Here is a 25,162-nt window from a genome sequence, read left to right as displayed (position 1 = left end):
ACGTGTAGCCGTCGGTGGGGGCGACGCGGATGGTGGCGTCGTCGCCGACCATCCCGAACTGCTCGTAGCCCGCGATGCGGAACTGGCCATCCATGAGGTACTCGCCGGCGGGGAATTTCACGAGGGTGTCATCTCCGGCGACTTGGCGGAGCGTGGAGGTGATCGATTCGTTGCCGTCGTTGTCCGCACCCGCCTCCACGATGTCCACGACGTCGGAATAGTCGGAGGAGTCGGCCGCGCTCGCGAGTGATCCGAGAAGCGGTGTCGCCGCAAGTCCGCCGACGGCACCGAGATACCCGCGTCTGCTAACGGAACTGCGCTCTTCGTGGTCGTTGTCTCGCATTCGTTCCGACGACAGCAGTCGTTATGGGTAGTCCTTTCGAAATCCCGACCGTCTCCATATAATATCGGAGTTCTGATAAAATGGGCAACTGTTCGAATCCGCTGAGTGGAGGGACTGCGTCAGCAGGGTCGGAAGAGGTCGCTCTTCGCGTTGTCCGCACCGCGGATATTGCTTATTTGTCTATACTGACCGTGTTCGTCGTTAACGACGTCCGAGATGTACGTCTTCCCGCCGTCGAACGGACGGCGATCGGGTCGTACCGGTCGCCGCAACCGCGCCAGCAGCACCGACCGCTTTCATGAACGTTCGTCGGGAGAGCCCCGACGGTGATTCGTTCGTGGTGTGTAGTTGTTCAGTCACGGTTTCTCACGAACTCAAAAAACAATAGACGATCTAGTAAATCAAGCTATCACTATCGCAATCGAGGTCGGCTACCGGCGAGTAAGCGGACGAGACGCGTGATACCGGGTGATCTGTGCCGACTGTTATCTCTCGCGTTCGTACATCGTGGTAGTACGTCACTAGCGGCAATTATTCGATGTATAAATAAACGTCGGGACTCGGATAGTACGTACGATGACGCACACAATTCGATCCCGTCCGAGTCGCCGTTCGTTCATGCGGACGGTCGGAGCGGGAGCGGCCGCGGTCGGTGCGGCCGGTCTGTTGGGCACCGCTGGTGCCCAAGAATCGGACGACGAACCGGCGGGCTATCTCTCGATCATCTACGACGACGGGCCCACCCAAGACTACGAGATGTTTCACCTGCATCAGCGCTACGGGGCGGCGGGTTGTACCGCGGCTTGCCCCGGTCTGATAAACTCCTCGGAGAAGTGGCTCAGCAGCGGTCGACTGCTCGAGATGGCCGACAACGGCTGGGAGATCATGTCCCATACGATCAAGCATCGTGCGCTCGGATTCGCCCCCATCGTCGAGGACATCGAGGCCGGCGACACCCGGATCTACCCCGATGTCAACATCCACGGGCGGTTCGAGGGCGATCCGATCGCCGTCCTCGACGAGCAGAACGAAACCCAAGCGACCATCGCGGGCAACGGTGAGGACGACATCGGCCCCTATATCGAACTCGAAGAGGGGATCGACACGGGCTTTACCGCCTCCTCCAGCACGCGAGTCCGCTACACCGAAGAGTTCCTCCGGGAGATACTCACCGAATCACAGGCCCAACTCGAAGAGTACGTCGGCGAGGGACAGGTCACGAACATGATCTACCCCTTCGAACGCGACGACGGCCTCGTGAGCGAACTCGCCCCCGAGTATTACGTCGCGACCCCCACCCACGACGGTGTCGGCCTCAATCCGACCCACAACCCCGACCCCTATAGCCTCGGACGCCGCTATATGGAGACCGATCACATGACCGAGGCCGAAATCGAGACGTTCCTCGATACCGTCGCCGAGGAACCTGATTACGGTATCCTCGCCGGCCACAGCCAGTACGACACCTTGCCGCCCGAGCGAGTCGAGTTCGTCCTCCAGCAGGCACAGGAACGGAACATCGAGGTCGTCTCCGTTCAGGAAGCGCTCGAGGTCTTCGGCGTCGCCGCCGCTCCCGAGCGACGGGTCGGACGGACCAGTCCCGGCGAGAACCAAACTCCCAACGAACAGCCAAACGAGACCCCCAATGAGGACGAGTCGATGGGGTTCTTCGAGCGGATCATCGCTTTCTTCCGATCGCTGTTCAGCTAACGACGGCCGTCTCGATAAATATGTTTATAATATAACTTTAATTAAACTAGATAACGTATAATAAATTACGGAGGAGATTCTATGGAAAGTGGGCGATAGCCGGTGAACAGCAATACAGATCGGGCACAACGGGTCGTCGATACCGTCGACCTCATTTCGAAGAAGTGGCATCCGGTGATCATCCACCGACTCCTTGAGGAGGGACCGCTGCGGTTCAACGAACTCAAGGAACGAATCGAGGGGATCTCGTCGAAGGTCCTCACCGATAGTTTGGAGGATCTCACGGAGAACGGACTGTTGCGCAGGACGGTGGTGAGCGAATCGCCGCTGCGCGTCGAGTACGAACTGACGAACACGGGCCTCGAGCTCCAGAGCGCCCTCGAGGAGCTCGCCGCGTGGGGCGACCGGCACCTCGATCCGGATCCGGATCCCGTGGTGTTGATCGTCGACGACGATCCCCGACTCGTGAAGATGCACGCCAGTTGGCTCGAAACCGACTACACCGTCGAGCGGGCCTACGACGGCGAGGAGGCCTTCAGGAAACTCGACGAGTCGGTCGATGTCGTCCTCCTCGACCGGCGGATGCCCGGGATCTCCGGAGAGGACGTTCTGTCCCGGATCCGCGAGTGGAACCTCGACTGCGGGGTGGTGATGCTCTCGGCGGTCGAGCCGGACTTCGACATCGTCGATATGGGGTTCGACGCCTACATCACCAAACCCGGGTTCCGAGAGGACGTCCGCGAGACGGTCACCGACGTGCTCGCCCGCGACGTACACGAGGGGCCACTCCGGGAGTACCTCGCGCTATCGGCGAAGGAGTCGCTGTTGCGCGCCGAGAAATCGACGGCCGAACTCGACGCCAGCGACGAGTACGACCGCCTTCACAGCCGTATCGAGGAACTCGAATCGGAGCTCGACGATCCCGCCGACGCGGCCGACGATCCCCAGCTTCAGGCACTCATCAATGACGCCTGAGCGAGCGCACGAGGCGCGCGTCCTGCTCGTCGAGGACAACCCCCACGACGTCCGCCTCGCACGCGAAGCCATTGCCGAGGCCGACAGTTCGATCGAACTCGACGTCGTCACCGACGGCGTCGCCGCGATCGACTACCTCTACACCCGTGGCGAGTACGCCGACGCAATGACGCCCGCGTTCGTTCTCCTCGATTACAACATTCCGAAACGGGACGGCGCGGAGGTGCTTGCCGCCGTGAAGTCGGACGATATTTTACGAAGAATACCAATCACTATTTTTACTACCTCTGACTCGAAAGATGATGTCGTTCGGATGTACGACCTCCACGCCAACGCCTACGTCACGAAGCCGGAAACGGTCGAGCAGTTCGTCTCGATCATCGAGCACCTCGAATCGTTCTGGTTGTCGACCGTGACGCTCCCGCCGGTAGCTCAGCATGAACGCTGATCCCGTCTTCGAGTCCGTGCTGCTGATCGAGGACAACCCCGGCGATGCCCGCCTCATCGAGGAGATGCTCCGCGAACATCGCGACTCCTCGATCGAGTTCGTCCACGAGTCCTCGCTCGATGCGGGACTCGCCCATCTCTCCGAAACCGATCCCGACGTCCTCCTGCTGGATCTGCGTCTCCCGGACAGCACCGGCCTCGACACCCTCGAGCGTGTCCTCTATGAGACCGACACGGTGCCGGTGATCGTTCTGACTGGGATGCCCGAGGCGAGTCTCGGGATGGAGGCCGTCTCCTATGGCGCACAGGACTACCTCGTGAAAGACGACGTCACTCCCGAGGTCCTCGCGCGGGCGATCCGCTACTCCATCGAACGGAAGAAAACCGAACGCCAACTCAGAACGCGCACCCGCGAACTCGCTATTCTCAACCAGCTCACCCGCCACGACATCAGAAACGACATCAGTCTCGTCGTCGGGCGTGCACGCGAGGTCGCAGAACACGTCGAACCCCGTGGGCAGGACGCCGTCGACGAGATCATCCAGTCGAGCAACCACGTCCTTCAACTCACCCGGACCGTCGGCGACATCGTCGAGACCGTCACCGACGACGAAGCGGTCGACCTTTACCCCGTTGTCCTCTCGCAGGTGCTCGCGACCGAGGTCGAGAAGGCCCAGGGGCTCTATCGCGACGTCGAACTCTCGATCGAGGGCGAGGTCGCGGGGCTGCGAGTGTGTGCGAACGACCTCCTCTCGTCGGTCGTGGGCAACCTCATCAGCAACGCCATCTTCTACAACGACAAGGACGTTCCCGAGGTGACCCTCTCGGTCGAACCCGCCGATGAGACGGTCGTGATCCGGGTCGCGGACAACGGCCCCGGCATTCCCGATCGGCGTAAGGAGCGGATCTTCGCCGAGGGCGAGCAGGGCGAGGCGAGTTCGGGTATGGGGATCGGGCTCTCGCTGGTCGATCGGCTCGTTACCCGGTACGACGGCGGGATCTGGGTCGAGGACAACGACCCGGAGGGTTCGGTATTCTGTGTCGAACTCCGCCGAACCGGATAGCGAGGGGAAGCGACTTACGACACCGATAATAAGGTGCGCCCGCCGAGAACGAGTACGAGAATGATCGACGGAACCGATTCCAGTATCCATGTCTGACCGACTCGACGTCGCGTTCGTTCCCGCGGAGTGTCCGGGTAGCGACGGCACCGGCGCGACCCACAGTTCGACGATCTACATCGAACGGCTCTCCCATCACCACGACCTGACGGTGTACGTCTCGACGCAGATGGACGCCGCGGAGGCGACGCTTCCCGCGCAGGACCGCGTCGAGTACGTCCTTCACGACCGCCTCCCGAAGCTTCCCCACCCCATCTTCACGAAGATGGACGCCTTGCGCGAGGAGAGCGCCGCCCTCGAGGGCCACGATCTGGTTCACTCCTACTCCTCGGCGTTCATCCCCGTGCTCGCCGATCTGGACGTCCCGACGCTTCTCACGCTCAATTCCTACCTACCGGTGTGCCCGAAAGCCGATATGATGTACCACGGCGAACGGAAGTGCTCGGGGCCCGGTCGGCTGAAGTGTGCGACCTGCGTGCCCGCGACGGCGATGAAACGCCGACAGGGCCTCGAGGCCGAACTCAGACAGGGCTACGTCTCGATGGGTCAGATCCCGTTCGTTCGCTCCTCGATGGCCCACGCCGACGAGATCACGGCCTATCACGCGCTCTCACCGCACCTGAAGGAGGACTACGCCGATCTGGGATTCCCCGCCGAGGCGACGACCGTCGTCCCGCACTTCTACGACGAGGAGTTCCACCGGCCGCGCGAGGGACCCGCCGACCTGACCGAACCGATCACCGCGCTCTACGTCGGCGCACTCCAGGACATCAAGGGTATCGACACCCTCGTCCGGGCGCTCGCACTGCTCCGGAGGGACGGACACGAGGTCGAGTTACAGATCGCCGGTCGCGGCCCCCTTGAAGGGACGCTTCGCGAACTCGCGGCCGACCTCGGCGTGGACGAGGCGATCACGTGGCTCGGCTACGTCGATCACGGCGAACTGCCCGACCTCTATCGGTCCTCGGACCTGTTCGTCTATCCGGGGGTCATCGACGAGCCGTTCGGTCGTGTCATGCTCGAGGCGCTCGCGACCCACACGCCGATCGTGAGCGCCGACGTCGGGAGCATGGACTACATCGTCGGCCCCGCCGGGACGCTCTTCGAACCCGGCGATCCCGAGTCACTCGCCGACGCCTTCGATGCGCTGTGTCGTGAGTACGCCGACCACCGGGAGGCGATCCCCCACCAACTCGAACGGTTCGCACCAGAAACGGTGATCGAATCGCTCGGATCGCTCTACGAAGACGTCGCCGCGACGGACGTGGCGTCGACCCGGTAAGTGTAGACCAATCGAGAACGGGGACATCGCGTCCCTCCGCTTAGTCAGTAAACACGAGACGGGTGGTCTCGTCGGCGTTCTCAGGGGAGGGATCGTCGGGTACGTCGCCGTGATAGAGGAGGAACCAGACGTAGACGTCGCCGTCAGCCGTCGGGCCGGCGTCGTACGACACCTGTTCGGTCTCGCCGCTCTCGACTATCGTCTCGAACCGGTCGAGTTCCTCCGCGCCGTCGACGCTCTCGACGGTCCGACCGTCCTCGCTCAGCGTCACCTCCTGCTGATAGACGACCGTGGTGTAGGTCTGGGTTTCACCTTCGTGGTTCTCGATGGCGACGGTAATCGGGTCGGTCTCGCCCGCCGATAGATCGGTCGGCAGGTCGGTCGAGGTCAACTCGCCCTCGTCGTTCTCCGAGAGCAGGTAGAACTCGGTGTGGGGCTGTTCGTCCGGGAGCGACGGGGCGGCAAAGGCCATGTAGCCACCGGCGACCAGCAGCGCGAGGAGACTGAACACCAGAAAGACGTTCAACAGGAGGTGACGGCCGTTCTCGGGTTCGAACGGCCCGCGGGTGTCGCCCGGTCGACGGCGCTGGACGGTAAAGAGCCCGGGAACGACCCCGAGGGAGGGACCCGCCCGGATCCCGTAGCGGTCCGCGGGGTCGAGTCGGGCGCGTCGAACGAGGCCGAGCAACGAGAACAGAACGGTCCACGCGACGACGGCGACGGTGATCGGGAGGAGGGTGATCCCGTAGGGCGTGAAGTTCGCGGCGTACGCGACCAGTGCGACGATCGCGAGGCTGAGTGCGACCGAGAGGACGACCCGTTCGAGGGCACCGAACCCGTCGTCCTCGTCGGGCACCTCCGGGAAGAGGGCGCTGATGAACGCGTAGCCGGGCACCAACAGCACGAGCGGGAGCGCGAGCGCGACGCGGATCGGCGTGACGGAGATCTCCGACAGGATGCCGCCCGCGGCGAGCCCGCTGAAGAGGAGGATCAGGAGCAGGTCTCCGGTCCACTGGTGGACTCTCATTTCCACCGCCTACGCGAGGTGTCTTGAAAAACCCCCCGACAGTCCGATCGGATAGCCACCCCCTCATCGTCCAGTTCGTTTATCGACACGAACACCGTCGCTGGCGGCGTTTTTTCCCCATTTATGCGGCGCCATACTGGGTTAACACATTTATAACAAAGACTCCATCACTCTAGGCACGCAGTGAGAACGGGCTTCGACCCGTATCGACTCCACTATGCAATCCTCATCACACCACCCCGCTGTGGCCTCCAGACCGCGCGCGGAGTACGACCACACCCAGTCCCGTTCGACGCTCGACACTCATCGAGCCGATGGTCCGCCCTCCTGCGGAGGACGACGATGATCCCGATCGCCAACCCCGACATCGGCGACGACGAACGGGAGGCCGTCATGGACGTCCTCGATTCGGGTTATATCGCGAGCGGCGACGTCGTCACCGCCTTCGAAAACGAGTTCGCCGAGTTCTGCGGAGCCGATCGCGGCGTCGCGACCGCCAACGGCACCGCCGCCCTCCACGCCGCCTGTGAGGCCCTCGATGTTCGAGGACGGGCGGTGATCACGACCCCCTTCTCCTTCGTCGCGACCGCGAACTCGATCCGGCTGGCCGGCGGCGAACCCGTCTTCGCCGACATCGATCCCGACACCTACAACCTCGATCCCGACGCCGTCGAATCGATCCTCCGCGAGCGAGAGGACGTCGCGGCTATCATGCCTGTCCACCTCTACGGTCTGCCGGCGGACATGACCTGTTTCGGGGAACTCGCCGAGGAGTACGACGTCGCGCTGATCGAGGATGCCGCCCAGGCCCACGGCGCGACCGTCGACGACCGGCGCGTCGGCTCGCTCGGCGACGTCGCCTGCTTTTCGTTCTACCCGACGAAGAACATGACTACGGGCGAGGGGGGGATGGTGACGACGGACGACCCCGACCTCGAGGCGGGGATCCGACAGTTCATCAACCACGGGCGCGACGGGAGCGCCCAGTATGCCCACACCATTGTCGGGCACAACCTGCGGCTGACGAACATCGCCGCGGCGCTCGGACGCGCCCAACTCGAGCGGCTTCCCGCGTTCACCGAGGCCCGTCAGGAGAACGCCGAACGGCTCTCCGAGGGACTCGCCGAGACGAGCGTCGAGACGCCGACCGTTCCCGGCGACCGGACGCACGTCTACCACCAGTACACCATCAGAACGGACGATCGGGACGCCCTCCAGCGCACGCTCGAAGACCGGGGCGTCGACAGCAAGATCTACTATCCGACCTGTATCCACGAACTCGAGGCCTACGAGGGCTACAGCGCGGACGTTCCGAACGCAAAGCGCGCGTCGGAGGAGGCCCTCTCGCTGCCTGTTCACCCGAATATCTCGTCCGACGACGCGGATCGGATCGTTGAAGCGCTCGCGGACATTGAGGTAGGACATGTCTGAACAACCGCCGATCCGCGCTGGCGTCATCGGCGTCGGAAGCATGGGACAGAACCACGCTCGGGTGTACCGCGAACTCCCCGAGACCCAACTCGTCGGCGTTCAGGACGTCGATACCGAGCAGGCCCAGTCGGTCGCCGACGCATTCGGGTCGACGGCAATGGAGATGGCCGACCTCCTCGATTCGGTCGATATCGTCTCGATCGCGGTGCCGACCCAGTTCCACTACGACACTGCCCGCGAGTGTATCGACGCGGGCGTGAGCGTCCTCATCGAGAAGCCCTTCGTCGAGGATCTGGCGGACGGCCGAAAGCTGATCGAGTTGGCCGAAGAACGGGGGGTCGTGCTGCAGGTCGGCCACATCGAGCGGTTCAATCCTGCGGTGATGACGCTAAAGGACCTCCTCGAGGACCTCGACATCATCGCGATGGAGGCCCGTCGGCTCGGCCCGCCGGTCGAACGGGACATCGCAGACACCGTCGTGATGGACCTGATGATCCACGACATCGACATCCTGCTGTCGATCCTCGGCGAGGAGGCGACCGACGTTTACGCCGCGGGCACGCGCGGGTCGGACTACGCCACCGCGACGATCCAGACGCCCTCGGGCCGGATCGGCCAGCTCACCGCGAGCCGTGTCACCCAACAGAAGGTCCGCGAACTGACGATCACCGCCGAGAACTGCCGGGTGATCGTCGACTACATCGACCAGTCGATCGAGATCACGCGCCAGTCGCTCCCCGAGTACGTCAAACAGGAGGGCTTTCGCTACCGCCACGAGAACATCGTCGAGCAGGTGCTCGTCGAGCGCCGCGAGCCCCTGAAAAACGAGCTCTCGGCCTTCGCGGAGGCCGCTCGGACCGGCTCCGAGCCGGTCGTGACCGGTGAGGACGGTATCCGTGCACTCTCGCTCGCCCGAGAGATCGACGGGCTTGCCGCCAAGGAGACCCCTGAAATGACCGATACGGTGTAGCCCGATTTATGCATCGCTTAGTAACCATCCGGGAAAGCGACGATCTCCTATAGTCCGCACGCGAACGGAACGATGATTTCCATGCACACGATACGAACTAACGACAGGAGGCGCACTGTATGACAGAAACACGGCTCGAACTCGGCGATGACTGTGTGATCGACGACCCGGATTCCGTGGGATATCTCCACGACGAGTCGGCCGACCCCGCCGTCATCGGCGATCGCGCACGGATCCGCAAGGGTACCATCGTCTACGCGGACGTCGAGATCGGCGACGACTTCACGACGGGTCACAACGCCCTCGTCAGGGAAGACACGACGATCGGCGACGATGTGATCGTCGGGACTGACACCGTGATCGACGGCACCACCGAGATCGGCTCGCACGTCAGCCTCCAGACGGGCGTCTACGTCCCGACGGACACGACGATCGGCTCGAACGTCTTCATCGGCCCGCGTGCGGTGATGACGAACGATCCCTATCCCGTTCGGCGGGACGACGACCTCGAGGGGCCGACCCTCGAAGACGGCGTCTCGATCGGCGCGAACGCGACGATCCTGCCGGGGGTTCGTGTCGGTGCCGGCTCGTTCGTGGCCGCCGGTGCGACCGTGACCGAGGACGTCCCGCCCCACACCCTCGCGCTCGGAACCCCCGCACGACACCGAGACCTTCCCGAGTCCCTCTCGGGGGAGAACCTACTCGATGAGTAATACAACACGGAGCGCCCCGGCGCTCTACGGTTCGGAGGCATCGACGGACGAACAACGCACTGCCCTGACGAGCGGCGAGATCCCGGTCGCGGTCTACGGGCTCGGCAAGATGGGCCTGCCGCTCGCGTCGGTCTACGCCGACGTGACCGGCAACGTCACCGGGATGGACGTCGACCCCGCAGTCGTCGAGGGCGTCAACGCCGGCGAGAACCACATTGTCGGCGAGCCCGGGCTCTCGGAGCTCGTGAGCGAGGTCGTCGAGCGCGGCGCGCTCTCGGCGACGACCGACGGTCCCGCCGCCGCGGAGGCCGCCCGGATCCACGTCGTGATCGTTCCCACGCTGGTCGACGAGAACAGCAAACCCGACCTCTCGGTCGTCGAATCGGTGATGGAACAGATCGCCTCGGGACTCGAAGCAGGCGATCAGGTCATCCTCGAATCGACGGTCCCGCCCCGCACCTGCCGGGACGTCGTCGCGCCGTTGCTCGCAGAAGAAAGCGGGCTGGACCGCGAGAAGTTCGGCGTCGCGTTCTGTCCCGAGCGTACCGCGAGCGGGCGGGCGATCGAGGACATCCACGGGGCCTACCCCAAGATCGTCGGCGGGATCGACGACGAGAGCACGCGCGTGGCCGAACTGATCTACGGCGAGATCAACTCCCAGGAGATCATCCCCGTCTCGGACGCGACGACCGCGGAGGCGGTCAAGGTGTTCGAAGGGGTATATCGCGACGTCAACATCGCGCTCGCGAACGAGCTGACGAAACACGCCGAGGAACTGGAGATCAGCGTTCTGGAGGCGATTCAGGCCGCGAACACCCAGCCGTTCTGTGACCTGCACATCCCCGGTGCGGGCGTCGGGGGCCACTGCATCCCCTACTACCCCCACTTCCTGATCCAGATGTTCGAGGCCGACTCGCGGCTGATGGAACTGTCCCGCGAGATCAACGACACCATGCCGACCTACACCGCGGAACTCGCCCTCTCCGGGCTGACGAAACACGGCAAGGAGACCGAGGGAAGCGACGTGCTCGTCCTCGGGCTGACCTACCGGGCCGGCGTCGACGAACTGCGTGCAACGCCCGCAGTGGGCGTCATCGAACGCCTCACGAGCGCGGGCGCGAACGTCACGGCTGTCGACCCGATCACCGACACCCACGAACCGTTCGAGGACGTGGGTGCGGCGGTCGTCTCGCTCGACGACGCCCGCCAGCGGAGCTACGACGCGGTCGTCCTGGTGACCGCCCAGGAAGCGTTCGAGGACCTCGAAATACCTGCGCTGGCGGCCGACGACCCGCTGGTGGTCGTCGACGGCCGGCAGGCTCTTTCGGAACTACAGAATGAACACGGAATCTACTACAGAGGAATCGGTATCAATGCCTGAACCAAACGGAGATACGGTCTGTATCGTCGGTCTCGGATACGTTGGCCTACCGCTCGCAAGCGCCTTCGACGAGGAGGGCCTCGCCGTGATCGGCTACGACGTCGACGAGGGGAAGATCAAAGGGCTCTCCGCGGGCCGCGACCCGACCGGCGAGATCGGCGACGACGCTGTCGCTACCAGCGGAATCGAGTTCACGATGGATCCCACCGGAATCGAACGCGCCGACTACGTCGTCATCACCGTTCCGACGCCGGTCGACAGCATGAAAAACCCCAATCTCGACTTCGTCGAGAGCGCGGGCCGGACCGTCGGCGAACACCTCTCGCCCGGCGCCACCGTGGTCCTCGAATCGACCGTCTACCCCGGCGTGACACGCGACGTCCTCGGACCCGCGATCGAGGAGGCCTCGGGGCTGACCCAGAGCGAGGAGTTCAACATGGGCTACTCGCCCGAGCGCCTCGCCCCGGGGACCGACAAGAGCCTGCGCGAGGTCAAAAAGATCGTCAGCGGCGACACGGACGAGACGCTCGCGGACCTCGCGGCGCTCTACGGGCAGATCATCGACGCCGGCCTCTATCGAGCGCCCACGATCGAGACCGCGGAAGCGGCAAAGGTCCTCGAGAACGTCCAGCGGGACGTCAACATCGCGGTGGTCAACGAACTCGCGCTGATCTGCGATCACATGGGGCTCGATACGAAGGAGGTCATCGACGCCGCCGCGTCGAAGTGGAACTTCCACGAGTACACCCCCGGACTGGTCGGGGGCCACTGTATCCCCGTCGATCCGCTGTTTCTCGTCCATGGCTCCGAGCGAGCGGGCTACTCGCCGAAGCTCATCCTCCAGGCCCGCGAGGTCAACGAGTACATGCCCAAGCACACCGCCGAACTAACGCTGAAGGCACTCAACGAGTCCGGAAAGGTGCTTCAGGACAGTCGGATGGTCGTGCTCGGGCTGGCGTACAAACCGAACGTCGGGGACCTCCGCACGTCGGAAATCGGCGGCGTCATCACGACCCTCGCCGAATACGGCATCGAGTGTGACGGCTACGATCCGCTCGCACCCGACGAGCAGATCCGCGAGTCGTTCGGTATCGACCCGCTGCCCGAACCCGACTTCGAGGATGCCGACGGGGTCGTGTTGGCGACGCCACACGATACGATCCTCGAGGACTTCGATCTCGAGGCGGCGAAAGAACAGCTCGCCGAGAACCCCGTCCTCGTGGACGTGAAAGGCGTACTGGACGAAACTGAGGTCGAGGAGGCCGGATATGCCTACCGCAAGCTCTGAACCCGAGCGCCTGCTGGTCGCCATCCAGCACCCGGCGCACGTCCACTTCTACAGACACGCGATCCGCGAGCTCGAAGCCGACCACGAGATCTCGATCGTCGTGCGCGACTCGGAGGTCGCGACCGACCTGCTCGACGCCTACGGCTTCGAGTACGACGTGATCGGCCGCTCCGCCTCGGGAGTCCGGCTGCTCGCCGCCCAGGGACTATACGAAGCGAGAATGCTGCGTCGCGCCCGCGCGTTCGAACCGGACGTGATGACCGCGATCGGCGGTTCGGCGGTCGCCCACGTCGCACGCGCAGTAGGGGCAAAGAGCGTCGTCTTCACCGATACCGAACACGCGGCGCTGACGAACAAGCTCATGGCCCCCTTCGCGGACGAGATCTGGACGCCGGAGTGCTTCCACGCGGACTTCGGCGCGAAACAGGTCCGATATCCGGGTTATCACGAACTCGCGTACCTCCATCCGGACCGCTTTACGCCCGACGAATCGATCCGCGAGGACGTCGGTCTCGGCTCCGACGAGGAGTACGTCGTACTCCGACTCGTCTCGTGGGAGGCCTCCCACGACGCCGGTGCGGGCGGTATCGACGACGTCGGCGACGTGGTCGATCGGCTCGAAGCCACCGGGGTACGGGTACTGATCACGGCAGAGGGGGACCTCCCCTCTCGCGTTCGTAACCGGCAGGTCGACATCGAGCCACATCGGATGCACGACCTGCTCGCCGGAGCGTCGCTGTTCGTCGGCGAGGGCGCGACGATGGCTGCCGAAAGCGCGGTGCTGGGGACGCCCGCGGTCTACGTCAACACCCTCCGAATGGGCTATACCGATGAACTCGAGGCACGCTACGGCCTGTTGTACAACTGTCAGGGGTCGTTCCGCCACCGGATGGCCCTCGACGTCGCCGAATCGATCCTCTCGGGCGAGGAGGACCGGGACTGGGAGAGCGCACGCGAGCGCCTGCTCGACGAGAAGGTCGACACGACGGACGTGATCCTCGGGGCACTCACCGGCGATGGCTCCTATTAGAGCCCTCCAGTTGGTGACGACGCCCCGCTCGTTTTTCGACCAGCAGGTGCGTATGCTCGAAGAACGGGGCATCGAGTGTACGGTCGTCGAGGTCCCTCGACCGGAAAACGGCCGCGGCCCGGGCGAGTTCGCGCGCTTCTACCGACGAGTCCTCCGTGAGGCTCTCTTTGGGAACTACGATCTCGTTCATGCGAACTATGGGCTGGTCGGTCCGATCGCGCTCGCCCAACCCGTCCGTCCGGTGATCCTCTCGATCTGGGGATCCGAGGTGATGGGCTACTCGAACCGTCTCGACTACGTCACCCGATTCGCGGCACGCCACAGCGACGCGGTGATCGCACCCTCGGCGGCGGTTTCGCGCGAACTCGACGTTCCGCACACGATCGTTCCGTTCGGCATCGACACCGACCTGTTTCGGCCGATCGACCGGGACGAGGCCCGCGAGTATTTGGGCTGGAACCTCGACGAGCGGATCGTGCTTTTCCCGTACGACCCAGACCGGGCGGTAAAGAACTACCCGCTCGCCGAACGCGTGATCGACCGACTCTCGACCACTGCTAAACTCCATACGGTTTCGGGGCTCGCATACGAGGAGATGCCCTACGTGATGAATGCGAGCGACGCGTTGCTCGTCACCTCCGAGCGCGAAAGCGGCCCGATGGTCGTCAAAGAGGCCGCTGCGTGTAACCTCCCGGTCGTCTCGACTGACGTCGGGTTCGTCAGCGACGTTCTCGAGGGTGTTTCGAACTGTTTCATCGGGGAGTCCGCCGACGTCCTTGCATGTCATCTCGATTCTATCCTCGAACGTGGCCAACGAGCCGATGGACGGGACGTTGTCGACGGATTAGCCCTCGATGAAATGGGTGATCGACTTCTTACGCTCTACACAACCTCTCTCCGACTCTAGCCATATATATTGGAAATCCAATGTATTCGATAACGCAAGAAACGACCGATTATAATATACTATATATTATGATTTATTAATCGATATCTCCTCTAGTGGGGTGGTTATCCTGTATATCGCGATGAAAAAGCAGAATTCGACATCTCGGATATGGATTTGGGTAATGCTTATCGTATCTCATTCAGTACATTTGTAGATAGGTGTGAGTTCGTGAAACGGTCTGGAACGATCTAAAACTACTTGGAACAACGGACGGTTTATTATGTGCCGGCCGATATTGCGAAAACGACGAAATGATGTCGACCGTCAATGCGGAGCGATCCTCTTCGAACGACACCGCCGTCTCGGAGGCCGCTCCTCCTGAACGCTCTCTCTCCAAAGACGACACGTTTCATATTCTTCAAAACGAACGTCGTCGCCGCGTACTGCAGTACCTTTCCGACACCGAAGGGCCTGTAGATATGCGTGATATCGCAGAACAGGTCGCCGCGTGGGAACACGATACGACCGTTCAACAACTCACGTCCGATCAACGCCAGCGCGTCTATATCGCGTTGTATCAGTCTCACTTGCCGAAACTCGCTGACTTCGACCTGATCACCTACAATCGCAGTCGGGGAGTCGTCGAGCGCACGCCGTTGGCCGATCAGGTAGCGAGTTACCTCCAAGACGCGACTGTGGATTCGACGAACGAAAACTCCGAGGCCACAAAGTGGGTGCGATATATCGGTGGCGCAACTGTTCTCAGTATCGGGCTCCTCACGCTCGCATGGCTCGGGCTCTCACCGGTCGCCGGTCTCGGGGTAGCGACGCTGATCACCGTGATCTACGTCACGGTGACGGTGGGGCTGATTCACTCGTTGGAGGACTGACTCGATACGACCGTATGGATTCGACCGTCTCGAAACCCTCGACTTCGGTGTTCTTTCGGCCGCCCGATCACGAGTGTCATCCTCGACGGATAGGGCGTGGTGAGTACCGACGGTATTCGTGTCCGAGCCTCTGGGTCGGATCGACGGCATTCCTCCAGTTCACACCCGGTATCGACTGTCTGATCGCCCTGCTGATCGGGTTACTCGGCGGAATGTTGGCTGGTATGGCACTAGCGCGCGTGCGTGTCCCGGACGAACCGTCTCGCTCGCCCGCAGACCCCTCGCGACCCGCTTCGATGTCAATTCCACCCCTTGAGACGACCACGTCGCGAGACCGATCGCTCGGCGACGATCCCGTACTGACCGACGAAGACCGAATCGTCCGTCTGCTTGCCTCCAACGACGGCAGAATGAAACAGTCCCGGATCGTCGACCACACCGACTGGTCGAAGGCCAAGGTCAGTCGTCTGCTCTCGGGGATGGAAGAGAACGCGGAGATCACGAAACTGACCGTCGGGAGGGAGAACATCATCTTCCTCGGATCGATGGACGAAGTCTACGCCTCGGACGACGGCTCGGACAGCTGAATACGGTTCCCGGCGTACGTAACCCGCACAACTCCGAAGCAGTTCGATGCGGCTACACCCTTCGGATCGCGGGAACGTCAGCGACGGCTGTTCGTCGTTCGTAGCGAGCTGTTTGCTATCGATCGATTATCGATCTGCTAAACCCGATACCGACGTTCGTTCCCCGCTGTGCCGCCTCGTGTACCGTTTTCTACCGTCTCTCAATCTGTGCGTAAGGTGACTGTATCGACCGTCGTTCGGTAGGGTTTTAGTCTGCGTATAGTAATGCATACGAGAGCAGTTCTATCCGACAGAAGTCCGATGCTTACCCCGCTACGTAAGCACCTCCAATCATGACATCGAACGATCCACCCTCCGAGACGTACCGACGACAGCCCGCCTCGATCACCGAGGTGAACTGATATGTGCGGGATCATCGCTTGTGTCGGCTCGAACGACGCCGTCGACACCGTACTGACCGGTCTCAAGAACCTCGAATATCGCGGCTACGACTCTGCAGGCCTCGCGATACAGAACGGAACCGACCTCGTCGTCCGAAAACGCGCCGGAAAGATCAGTGACCTGACCGACGGATTCGTCCGGGAACTCCCGCAGGGGATCTCCGGGATCGGTCACACCCGCTGGAGCACTCATGGCCCGCCGACCGACGCGAACGCCCACCCCCACACGAGTGCCTCGGGCACTGTTGCAGTCGTCCATAACGGCGTCATCTCCAACTACGAGACGCTCCGTTCGGAGCTCGAAGGGCACGGATACGTCTTCGAGAGCGACACCGATACCGAGGTGATCCCCCATCTCGTCGAACACTTCCTCGATAACGGCCTCGACAGTGACGCGGCGTTCAGGGAGGCCATCGACCGTCTCGAAGGGAGCTACGCGATCGCGATGATGATCGAGGGCGAAGACACCGTCCGGGCGGCCAGACAGGGCTCGCCGCTCGTCGTCGGCCTCCACGACGACGCCTACTACCTGGCGAGCGACGTCCCCGCGTTCCTCGAGTTCACCGACGAAGTGATCTACCTGGAAGACGGTGACGTCGTCACGGTCGACGAGGGTTCGCTCGAGATCACCGACCTCGATGGCCGACCGATTTCCCGCGAGATCGATACCGTCGACTGGGACCCCGAAGAGACGGGCAAGGGCGGCTACGATCACTACATGCTCAAGGAGATCGAGAGCCAGCCCGAGTCGCTCTCGAACACGATCCGAGGACGGATCGATCCCGAAGCACCCGCCGTCCACCTCGAGGACTTCCCCCCGGGCTGTTTCCAGGACGTCACCGAGGTCCATTTCGTCGCCTGCGGCACGTCGTATCACGCCGCGCTCTACGGCGCACGCCTCCTCGAGGAGGCGAACGTTCGGGTTCGTACCTCGCGGGCGAGCGAGTTCACCGGCCGGATCCCCGATCCCGAGGGAACGCTCGTCGTGCCGGTCACACAGAGCGGCGAGACCGCCGACACCCTGGGTGCGCTCAGGGCGGCCGGCGAGGCCGGGGCCCGAACGCTCGCAGTGACCAACGTCGTCGGCTCGACGGTCGCCCGCGAGGCCGACGAGGTGCTCTACATCCGGGCCGGTCCTGAGATCGGCGTTGCCGCTACGAAGACGTTCTCCTCGCAGGTCGTCACGCTCGCGCTGCTCGTCGAGCGGCTCACGCAGGAGATCGACGGTGCTGCCGCCCGTGAGGACCTCGGTGCGTTCCTCGAGGCGCTCTCGGTCTTGCCGAACCAGATCGAGGAAGTGATTCGTACCTCCCGGGCCGAGGCACTCAGTTCGAAGTACGACGGCCGCGACGCGTACTTCTTCATCGGTCACGCCCTCCAGCATCCGGTCGCGCTCGAAGGCGCACTGAAGTTCAAGGAGATCACGTACGAACACGCCGAAGGCTTCGCTTCGGGCGAACTCAAACACGGCCCCCTCGCGCTCGTCACGCCCGGAACACCGATCTTCGCGCTGTTCGACGGGAAACACGACGAAAAGACCCACACCAACGCGAAGGAGGCCCAGGCCCGTGGTGCGGAGATCGTCGCCGTCACCGCGAGCGAACGAACGGCGGCGTTCGCGGACGACATGCTGGTGATCCCCGATACGCATCCCGATCTCAGCGGATTGCTCGCGAACGTCCAACTCCAGTTCGTCTCCTACTATACGGCACGGTCACTCGGTCGCCCGATCGACAAACCGCGCAACCTCGCGAAAAGCGTCACTGTCGAGTAGCCCGATCGTTTGGACGTGTTTTTTCAATACCTCTTCGTCGTGATCGTGAGGAGATAACGGTAAGATACATCGTTCTCCTCCGAATAGAGTCGCTCATATGAGGACGGAGTTGTTCGGGGTATTCGGCGACCGCGAGCGGTTCATGCGGTTCCGTACCCCGACCGAGTTCGACCGACTCCTCGTCGGCGAGTCGGTCACCGTCGGTATCCGTGATCCCCACCTCGACCTCCCGAATCGGACGACGACACACCGCTCGACTGAGGGGTTCTGTGTCGTCTGGGGCGAGACGTTTACCCCACGAGGGGTCGAGAAATCGACCGCTGCGTGGCTGTTCGAACGCTACATCGAGGACGGAACCGACGCGTTCGAACGGTTGAACGGGTCGTATCTCGTGGTTCTCGAATACGACGGCGAGGCACTCGTCGTCAACGATCCGATCCATTCCTGGGAGTGTTTCTATGCGGACACCGATACTGACCGGTGTTTCGGGACGGACGCTGCTGCACTGACACGGACGCTACCCTCCCCGACGATCGACTGTCGTGGTCTGTGTGAGTTCGTTCACTTCGGGTTGACGTTCGGCGAAACGACCACCATCGAGGAGGTGAGACGACTCCCGTTCGACAGCTACCTCACCGACGATACCACGACACCACTCTCACGGTTCGTCTATGAACCCGCGACGTTCGAGTACGCCGAGGAGCTCGCGGCCCGCCTCGAACGCGCGATCGAACGGCGCACCGCCTATCCCGGGACGAAAGGGATGCTGATGAGTGCCGGGTTCGACTCGCGACTGCTGCTTGCACGCCTTCGGGACGTCGACGTCTGTTACACCCTCGGGACGCCACAGACGCCCGAGGTGAAGGTCGCACGCAAGGTCGCCAGCCAGTACGGCGCACGCCACCAGACGCTGCTCGTAAACGAAAACTACCTCGCGGTCGGTCCGGATATCGTCCGGTACACGAACGGGATCCGCGAGTCGGTTCACATCCATCATCGGGGGAACACGGCGGAGATCACCACGGACACGATCTATCACGGGCTCTTCCTCGATACGCTGCTCAGGGGCCGGTTCGTCCCCCACGACACTCTCCATCTCGACGTCATCGATCGGGACTTTCCCCTACCGCGACTCGACCCCGATCCGGACGTTACGCAACATATTGCCGATAAGTTCGGCTTCTACGACGATGGCGACCGGACGCTCGTCGACTGTCCGGAGATCGACGCCGAAACTCCGGCGGAGTTCCTTGAGAACACGATCACACGCCACTACCGGCGTGGGTTCGACCGGGCGGATTCGCGCTACAACGCGATGGCGTTGCTCGGTATCAAATCCAAATCTGCACTCCCGTTCAGGACCCACCTCGCCGATCAGTTCCTCGAAAGCTTCGTCGCGGCCGATACGGAGCTCATCGACTGGCATCTCACGACGCCGCCGGAGTACAGAAACGATCGTACCTATCAGAAGGCTCTCCGGATGGTCGATCCGGACATCTTCCGCTACCGGCCGCCGGACCGACCACACCGATCCTATCAGCTCAACCAGATGGAAAAGTACCTCCGAAAGAAGCTCCCCGGAATCAGTCCTTTCGGAACGCCGTGGCCCGATCGGGATCGTATCTACGATAAGAACGATCTCGATACGCGTCTGTTCCCCGACCGGCCCGATCTCCACGCACTCCCCCCCAGAGTCAAACTCCGAATCAACGACGCTCGAACGTGGCTCGAGTATGCCGACGAGGGGATCGGCGAACCATCGGATCTCGTCCGCCCCACATCCGTCCGCTAACGCGACGGTCAGGCGTCTACGCTGCCGAAGATCGGGCTACTGTTGGTGTCGTCCTCGGTCGATCCTCCTTCTGCTCCGTCATCAGTGGTTCCTTCGCCGTCGGTCGTCCCTCCGTCAGTCGTTCCGTCATCGCTGCCGGTCGTCCCGTCTTCGCCCCCGCCGCCCGTTTCGTTCGCTGATCCGTCCCCTTCTCCGTCCGTCCCGTCGGTCTCGTTGTCACTGCCGCCGTCACCGAAGATCGGGCTGCCGCCGGTGTCGTCCCCGCCGCCCCCATCGGACGAACCACCGTCGCCACTACCGTCACCATCGCTGCTCCCGCCATCGTCACCCGTCCCCTCGTCTCCGCCCCCATCGGACGAGGTGTCGGAACCGCCATCGGTGTCGTCGGATTCGCCGTCCTCGTTCCCTCCGTCGTCGTCGCTCCCATCGCCCGGTGGAGCGTCCGTGCTTCCGCCATCCTCACTCCCTTCGTCGCCGCTCGGGTCGTCCGCCCCGTCCGCCGTGTCGTCCGTTCCTCCGGTGTCGGTGTTGGGCTCCGACGAACCGTCTGAGTCGTCCTCACCGGCAGGGATGGGGCCCGACGCCAGATCGCCACCCGGAAGCCCGGCGGTGATCGTGAGACCGATAACGAATAGGCTCACACCCAACACGAGTAGCGCACGCTGGATGAAGACCTGATCGAGTCGTGTCACGATGGGCGGTGGCTGTACCGGCGTCGAAAGGGGGAGTGACGGGAGTGAGACGGTCCACATTACTGTTCCGTACTAGCGCCTATCGCTTTATTATCGGTTCGGTAAGGAGTGCGTGTCGATAGCATGTCTCCGTCTATGTAAAGCGGGTAGTTAAGTCCCCATCCGATCTAGGGCGACTAGAATGTGTGGCGCTACTGACGACCGCCTCCAGCTCTCGGAGGCCGGTGGGGAGACGTGGTCGCTCTACGTCGCGGGTGACTGCGTATACGACCGTCCGCCGACTCCATCGACGATCGGGGAGTCGCTCGCGGATCACGTCGCGTCGAACGACGTCTCGATCCTCAACCTCGAGGCCCCGATACCGGCCGACGACTCGATCCCGAAAGCCGGTCCACGCAAGGAGTCACATCCCGACGTTCCGGCGTTGCTCGCTGAGACCGGGTTCGACACCGTAACGCTCGCGAACAACCACACGATGGATCACGGCCTCGGCGGCCTCTCCAATACGGTCGATGCGTGTGCGGCCGCCGGCCTCGACACCCTCGGTGTCGGCACCGACATCACTGACGCACTCACACCACAGTACCGAACGGTCAACGGAACCGAAATCGCCATCGTCAACGCCTGCGAGCGGGAGTTCGGCGTCGCAACCGAACGAGAGCCGGGGACAGCCTGGATCGGCCATCCCGACGCCCCTCGGGTTATCGAACGGGCAAACGACCGCGCCGACGCAGTGATCCTCATCGCACACGGCGGCGTCGAGTTCGTCCCGCTCCCGCCGACGCAGTGGCAACGCCGCCTCCGACGGCTGTCGGATGCGGGCGCCGACCTCGTCGTCGCCCACCACCCACACGTCCCACAGGGCTGGGAACGCCACGAGGGCACGCCGATCTTCTACAGTCTCGGGAACTTCCTGTTCAACCACACCGCCCGCCCGAAGGCCGAGTGGGGGCTCTCGCTCGAGATCTCCTTCGACGGCCCGACACCCGCGAGCGCGAGGCTCCTCCTCACGGAGGAAACCGACGCCGGCGTCGATCTCCTCGACGACGAATCCCGACGCGAGGAGCGACTGGCCCATCTCCACCGGCTCTCGGGGATCATCGCCGACCCCGACGAGTACGCGGCCCACTGGCAGGAGATCGCAACTCGGATCTTCAACCAACGGTACTCGGGGTGGTTACGGCGGGCCGCGGGCGGCAACCCGGTCGCGCTCGTGCGCCAGCCACGGCAACACCTCACACAGGACGGGCTGTGGGACGGCGACGCTCGACAGGACGAACTGCTTACCCTCCTCAACGTCGTCCGTAACAGTTCACACCGGTCGGTGATGGAGACGGCGCTGGCGGTCGAAACGGGCACCGTCCCCGATCTCCGTACCCCCGAGGTAGAACGGCGCGTCCGAGAACTCCTCTCGTGGACCGAGGACCAGGCCGTCTACGACCGGCCGTCGTTGATCGAGCGGACGGCAAACGGTCTGCTCGATCGGTTCTCGGACCGATGAGTCAGCTTCTGATCTCGTCCCTGTCGCCGAAGAGCCGCTGGATCGTCGAGGCGTAACGGCTCAGCGGCCCCGGCATTCCCTGGAGGATCTGAGCGATCTCCGACGGATCGATCGCCCGTGTCAGCAGCGTCAGTACCCCGTACACCAGCAGGCCGGCGGGCGGGATGATCACGAACGCGAGCAGTGCGGCGTCGATCGGAAGCGAAGCGCCCGTCAGTGGAACCCCGACGGTAGCGAGCGGCGAGCCGATCAGCGCGTCGATTCCGAGTGCGAGCGCGACGAGTACACCACCGGTCACTGCGACGGTGATCGAGACGGGGATCGGGCGGATGTCACCCAGCGGGTTGTAGCCGATTGCACGCGCTCCGAAGAGGTGGAACATCGGGAGCGAGAGATAGCCCAGCGAGGTCGCGACCGCCGCCCCCTCGATCCCGAACCGTGGAATGAGCGTGACGTTGAGCACGATATTCATCGCTGCTGCCGCTCCTGTCGCGAGGATCATGACCCGCATGTCCCCGCGCGCGTGACTCACCGAGAGGATCGGGCGCGCAACGGCGAAGCCCACGGTACCGGGAAGCAACAACAACAGCGGTGTGATCGTCGGGGTGAACTCCGCCCCGTAGTATCGGGGGACGAACTGTGCCGCGAGGACGGCGATCCCGATCGCCATCAGCGCCGTCAACAACAGCGTATAGCGCGTCGCCTTTGACGCCAGTGCGGTGATCTTCTCTATCCGATCGCGATGCCAGAGCTCGGAGGCCGACTGGATCATCACCGACTGGACGGCCTTGGGTGCGAGCCAGAGGAACTCCGCGAGGACGAGCGCGGCCTTGTAGTAGCCGACCTGTGCCTCGGTCGTGTACGCCTGTAGCATGAGCACGTCGACGTGATACAGCGAGGTCAGCAGGAAGATGTAGACGATCGAGAGGTTGTTGAAACTGAGTAGCTCCCGGCGGGGGAAGCTCTCGGGAGTGCGCTCGAAGACCGACGACAGCGAGACGTGGCTTGCCAGTCCGACGAGGCCGATCGCCGTTACGAGCCCGTCCGCGAGGATGTGGCCGATGAGCACGCCGGTCACGCCGTAGCCCAGATACGCGAGTGGGATCGCAAACAGGAAGAAAAAGACCTTCTGGGCGACGTAGAGCGGCTCCGAGAGGTATTCGAGTTTCAGCCCCAGCAGCGAGCGCCGGACGTACTCGCGAAACTGGGCCATGATCGTAATGATCGCGAGCAGGAAGAAGAAAAAGGCGTACTCCTCGCCGAGGGTCGCGTCGACGACCCCGATCTGAGTCGCGGCGATCAGCAGGGCGCTCGCGACGAGCGCGAGGACCGTCGCGATCCGGAAGTAGTAGCCGAAGACGTTGTCGTGCCAGTCGGGGTCGTCGCGGTCCTCCGCGAGGTACTTCCGGGTGCCGCTGTCGACGCCCGAACTCACGGCGATCATCAGCAGGGCGAACACCGACATCACGGTCGCGTAGGTGCCGTACTGCGAGGGACCGAGGATCCGCACGAGGATCGGCGTCATCACCGCTCCGAGGAACGTGGCGGCGACGTTCGCGCCGGCGATGGAGATGAACGCGGTGACGAGTGTCCGTTTCATATACTGGTTTCTGGCCGTAGTGCTACCGGCGTTATCAATCTCGTGTCACGGGCTTACCGATCACGGAGGACCGCCTCGCCCGGCGTCGTGGTCGCGTCCCCCGAGAGGGTCACGCCGGGTGCGAGGCTCGTGTTGATCGCCGTCTTCGCGCCGTGGCCGACGACGACGCCGAACTTCCGGCGTCCGGTCGATACTCGCTCGCCCTTGACGGTGAGCTTCACGTCCTCGCCGTCGTGTCGCAGGTTCGCGACGTTCGTCCCCGCGCCGAGGTTGACGTCCCGCCCGAGGACGCTGTCGCCGACATAGGAGAGGTGGGGGACGTTCGTCCCGCGCATGATCACGCTGTTTTTGATCTCCACTGCCTGGCCGATGTGGACCGCTCCTTCGAGAAGGGTCGCCCCGCGGATGTAGGCGTTCGGTCCGACCGAACAACCCGATCCGATGTAGGCGGGCCCCTCGATGGTCACGCCCGATTCGACCGTTGCGCCCTCCTCGACGACTACGTTTCCGTCGATCGTGGCGTCGGGATCGACATCGCCGTCGATCCGACCGGCCTCCTCGCCCAGCAGGAGTTCGTTCGCTTCGAGCAGCTCCCACGGGCGTCCGACGTCCATCCAGCGTTGGAGCTCCACGGGCGTGACGTCGTAGTCCTCGATGACGCGTGCGAGGACGTCGGTCAGTTCGTGTTCGCCCCGCTCGCTCATCGGCACGTCGAGGAACTCCCGCGCCTCCGCAGGGAAGAGATAGACCCCCGCGTTCGCGAGGTTCGTCGGCGGTTCGTCGGGCTTCTCGATGATGTCGGTCACCCGCCCCGCGTCGGTCGAGAGCACGCCGTAATTCGAGGGGTTCTCGACCTCGAAGACGCCGATCCCGGGCCCGTCCGCGAACAGTTCGGCGATGCTCTCGGGATCGTAGAGGTTGTCACCGTTGAGAACGGCGAACTCCTCGGTTATGTGTTCACGGGCGGCCCGGACGGCGTGGGCCGTTCCCAACTGTTCTTCCTGGGTAGCGTAGCTGACCGGTACCCCCCGATAGGTCTCGCCGAAGTACGACTCGACGACGTCGGCCATGTAGCCCGTCACGAAGACGAGTTCGTCCGACCCGCCGGCGACCGCCGCGTCGGCGACGTGGGCGGCGATCGGACGGCCGGCGACCGGTAACATCGGTTTCGGGACGGACTCCGAGAGGGGACGAAGGCGGGTTCCCTGACCCGCTGCGAGGATTACGGTTTGCATTGTTTGGTGGTTTCTTGGTACCTGGTTTTGTTATCTGCCGGTTA

Annotated in this window: 22 protein-coding genes and 1 pseudogene; 17 read left to right on the top strand and 6 right to left on the bottom strand. The window is 63.4% G+C overall.

Annotated features, from left to right (window positions below; genetic code table 11):
• Both HAPAU_RS22005 and HAPAU_RS22890 read right to left on the bottom strand, forming a co-directional pair.
• Positions 1–343, bottom strand: a pseudogene (locus tag HAPAU_RS22005) (hypothetical protein); the annotation flags it as partial.
• Positions 344–544: 201 nt separating this feature from the next.
• A complete protein-coding gene (locus HAPAU_RS22890) occupies positions 545–703 on the bottom strand; it encodes a twin-arginine translocation signal domain-containing protein (RefSeq protein WP_157078471.1) in 159 nt (52 codons plus the stop codon).
• Positions 704–961: 258 nt separating this feature from the next.
• Here HAPAU_RS22890 and HAPAU_RS13605 point away from each other — a divergent pair, with 258 nt between their 5' ends.
• From HAPAU_RS13605 to HAPAU_RS13585, 5 genes are all read left to right on the top strand, one after another.
• Positions 962–2,053 carry a polysaccharide deacetylase family protein gene (locus HAPAU_RS13605; protein ID WP_066383727.1) on the top strand — a complete coding sequence of 364 codons (1,092 nt, stop codon included), beginning with the start codon at positions 962–964 and terminating at the stop codon, positions 2,051–2,053.
• 102 nt (positions 2,054–2,155) lie between these two features.
• Positions 2,156–3,028 carry a winged helix-turn-helix transcriptional regulator gene (locus HAPAU_RS13600; protein ID WP_066383725.1) on the top strand — a complete coding sequence of 291 codons (873 nt, stop codon included), beginning with the start codon at positions 2,156–2,158 and terminating at the stop codon, positions 3,026–3,028.
• The gene (locus tag HAPAU_RS13595) at positions 3,018–3,476 is read left to right on the top strand and encodes a response regulator (RefSeq protein WP_066383723.1); all 459 of its coding nucleotides are present in this window, start codon (positions 3,018–3,020) and stop codon (positions 3,474–3,476) included. The genes HAPAU_RS13600 and HAPAU_RS13595 overlap by 11 nt, the downstream gene beginning before the upstream one ends.
• Positions 3,466–4,539, top strand: coding sequence for a hybrid sensor histidine kinase/response regulator (locus tag HAPAU_RS13590; RefSeq protein ID WP_066383721.1), 1,074 nt, complete (start codon positions 3,466–3,468; stop codon positions 4,537–4,539). The genes HAPAU_RS13595 and HAPAU_RS13590 overlap by 11 nt, the downstream gene beginning before the upstream one ends.
• An 88-nt stretch (positions 4,540–4,627) precedes the next feature.
• Positions 4,628–5,878, top strand: coding sequence for a glycosyltransferase (locus tag HAPAU_RS13585; RefSeq protein ID WP_066383719.1), 1,251 nt, complete (start codon positions 4,628–4,630; stop codon positions 5,876–5,878).
• Positions 5,879–5,918: 40 nt separating this feature from the next.
• On the opposite strand, the gene HAPAU_RS13580 is transcribed toward HAPAU_RS13585, so the two are convergent.
• A complete protein-coding gene (locus tag HAPAU_RS13580; protein ID WP_066383717.1) occupies positions 5,919–6,905 on the bottom strand; it encodes a DUF1616 domain-containing protein in 987 nt (328 codons plus the stop codon).
• 342 nt (positions 6,906–7,247) lie between these two features.
• Between HAPAU_RS13580 and HAPAU_RS13575 the strand changes: the two genes are divergently transcribed.
• From HAPAU_RS13575 to HAPAU_RS13525, 11 genes are all read left to right on the top strand, one after another.
• A complete protein-coding gene (locus HAPAU_RS13575) occupies positions 7,248–8,336 on the top strand; it encodes a DegT/DnrJ/EryC1/StrS family aminotransferase (protein ID WP_066383714.1) in 1,089 nt (362 codons plus the stop codon).
• Complete coding sequence (locus tag HAPAU_RS13570; RefSeq protein ID WP_066383708.1) at positions 8,329–9,306, top strand: Gfo/Idh/MocA family protein; 978 nt, start codon at positions 8,329–8,331, stop codon at positions 9,304–9,306. The genes HAPAU_RS13575 and HAPAU_RS13570 overlap by 8 nt, the downstream gene beginning before the upstream one ends.
• Positions 9,307–9,425: 119 nt before the next feature.
• Positions 9,426–10,019, top strand: coding sequence for an acyltransferase (locus tag HAPAU_RS13565; protein ID WP_066383706.1), 594 nt, complete (start codon positions 9,426–9,428; stop codon positions 10,017–10,019).
• Entirely contained in the window at positions 10,012–11,400 is a 1,389-nt protein-coding gene (locus tag HAPAU_RS13560; protein WP_066383703.1) for a nucleotide sugar dehydrogenase, read from the top strand. The genes HAPAU_RS13565 and HAPAU_RS13560 overlap by 8 nt, the downstream gene beginning before the upstream one ends.
• On the top strand, positions 11,393–12,688 hold the full coding sequence (locus HAPAU_RS13555) for a nucleotide sugar dehydrogenase (protein ID WP_084383729.1): 1,296 nt from the start codon (positions 11,393–11,395) through the stop codon (positions 12,686–12,688). The genes HAPAU_RS13560 and HAPAU_RS13555 overlap by 8 nt, the downstream gene beginning before the upstream one ends.
• Positions 12,669–13,718 carry a DUF354 domain-containing protein gene (locus HAPAU_RS13550; RefSeq protein ID WP_066383698.1) on the top strand — a complete coding sequence of 350 codons (1,050 nt, stop codon included), beginning with the start codon at positions 12,669–12,671 and terminating at the stop codon, positions 13,716–13,718. The genes HAPAU_RS13555 and HAPAU_RS13550 overlap by 20 nt, the downstream gene beginning before the upstream one ends.
• Entirely contained in the window at positions 13,705–14,625 is a 921-nt protein-coding gene (locus HAPAU_RS13545) for a glycosyltransferase (RefSeq protein WP_211263577.1), read from the top strand. The genes HAPAU_RS13550 and HAPAU_RS13545 overlap by 14 nt, the downstream gene beginning before the upstream one ends.
• A 293-nt stretch (positions 14,626–14,918) precedes the next feature.
• On the top strand, positions 14,919–15,497 hold the full coding sequence (locus HAPAU_RS13540; RefSeq protein ID WP_449267235.1) for a DUF7344 domain-containing protein: 579 nt from the start codon (positions 14,919–14,921) through the stop codon (positions 15,495–15,497).
• A 14-nt stretch (positions 15,498–15,511) separates the two neighbouring features.
• The gene (locus HAPAU_RS13535; protein WP_066383697.1) at positions 15,512–16,084 is read left to right on the top strand and encodes a helix-turn-helix transcriptional regulator; all 573 of its coding nucleotides are present in this window, start codon (positions 15,512–15,514) and stop codon (positions 16,082–16,084) included.
• 402 nt (positions 16,085–16,486) lie between these two features.
• On the top strand, positions 16,487–18,298 hold the full coding sequence (gene glmS, locus HAPAU_RS13530) for a glutamine--fructose-6-phosphate transaminase (isomerizing) (protein WP_066383695.1): 1,812 nt from the start codon (positions 16,487–16,489) through the stop codon (positions 18,296–18,298).
• A 97-nt stretch (positions 18,299–18,395) separates the two neighbouring features.
• Positions 18,396–20,090 (top strand): asparagine synthase-related protein, encoded by a 1,695-nt coding sequence (locus tag HAPAU_RS13525; protein WP_066383693.1) that lies wholly within the window; start codon positions 18,396–18,398, stop codon positions 20,088–20,090.
• Positions 20,091–20,098: 8 nt separating this feature from the next.
• Here the strand turns inward: HAPAU_RS13525 and HAPAU_RS13520 are convergent, their stop codons facing one another.
• On the bottom strand, positions 20,099–20,782 hold the full coding sequence (locus HAPAU_RS13520) for a hypothetical protein (protein WP_245634110.1): 684 nt from the start codon (positions 20,780–20,782) through the stop codon (positions 20,099–20,101).
• Between the two features lie 181 nt (positions 20,783–20,963).
• Here HAPAU_RS13520 and HAPAU_RS13515 point away from each other — a divergent pair, with 181 nt between their 5' ends.
• The gene (locus HAPAU_RS13515; RefSeq protein WP_066383675.1) at positions 20,964–22,283 is read left to right on the top strand and encodes a CapA family protein; all 1,320 of its coding nucleotides are present in this window, start codon (positions 20,964–20,966) and stop codon (positions 22,281–22,283) included.
• A 1-nt stretch (position 22,284) separates the two neighbouring features.
• Here the strand turns inward: HAPAU_RS13515 and HAPAU_RS13510 are convergent, their stop codons facing one another.
• Both HAPAU_RS13510 and glmU read right to left on the bottom strand, forming a co-directional pair.
• Complete coding sequence (locus tag HAPAU_RS13510) at positions 22,285–23,883, bottom strand: oligosaccharide flippase family protein (RefSeq protein ID WP_066383672.1); 1,599 nt, start codon at positions 23,881–23,883, stop codon at positions 22,285–22,287.
• Positions 23,884–23,936: 53 nt separating this feature from the next.
• On the bottom strand, positions 23,937–25,118 hold the full coding sequence (gene glmU, locus HAPAU_RS13505) for a bifunctional sugar-1-phosphate nucleotidylyltransferase/acetyltransferase (RefSeq protein WP_066383670.1): 1,182 nt from the start codon (positions 25,116–25,118) through the stop codon (positions 23,937–23,939).
• Positions 25,119–25,162 lie beyond the last annotated feature (44 nt).

This window comes from Halalkalicoccus paucihalophilus, from assembly GCF_001593955.1.
Lineage (GTDB): Archaea > Halobacteriota > Halobacteria > Halobacteriales > Halalkalicoccaceae > Halalkalicoccus > Halalkalicoccus paucihalophilus.
This window is presented reverse-complemented; position numbering and strand designations above follow the sequence as displayed.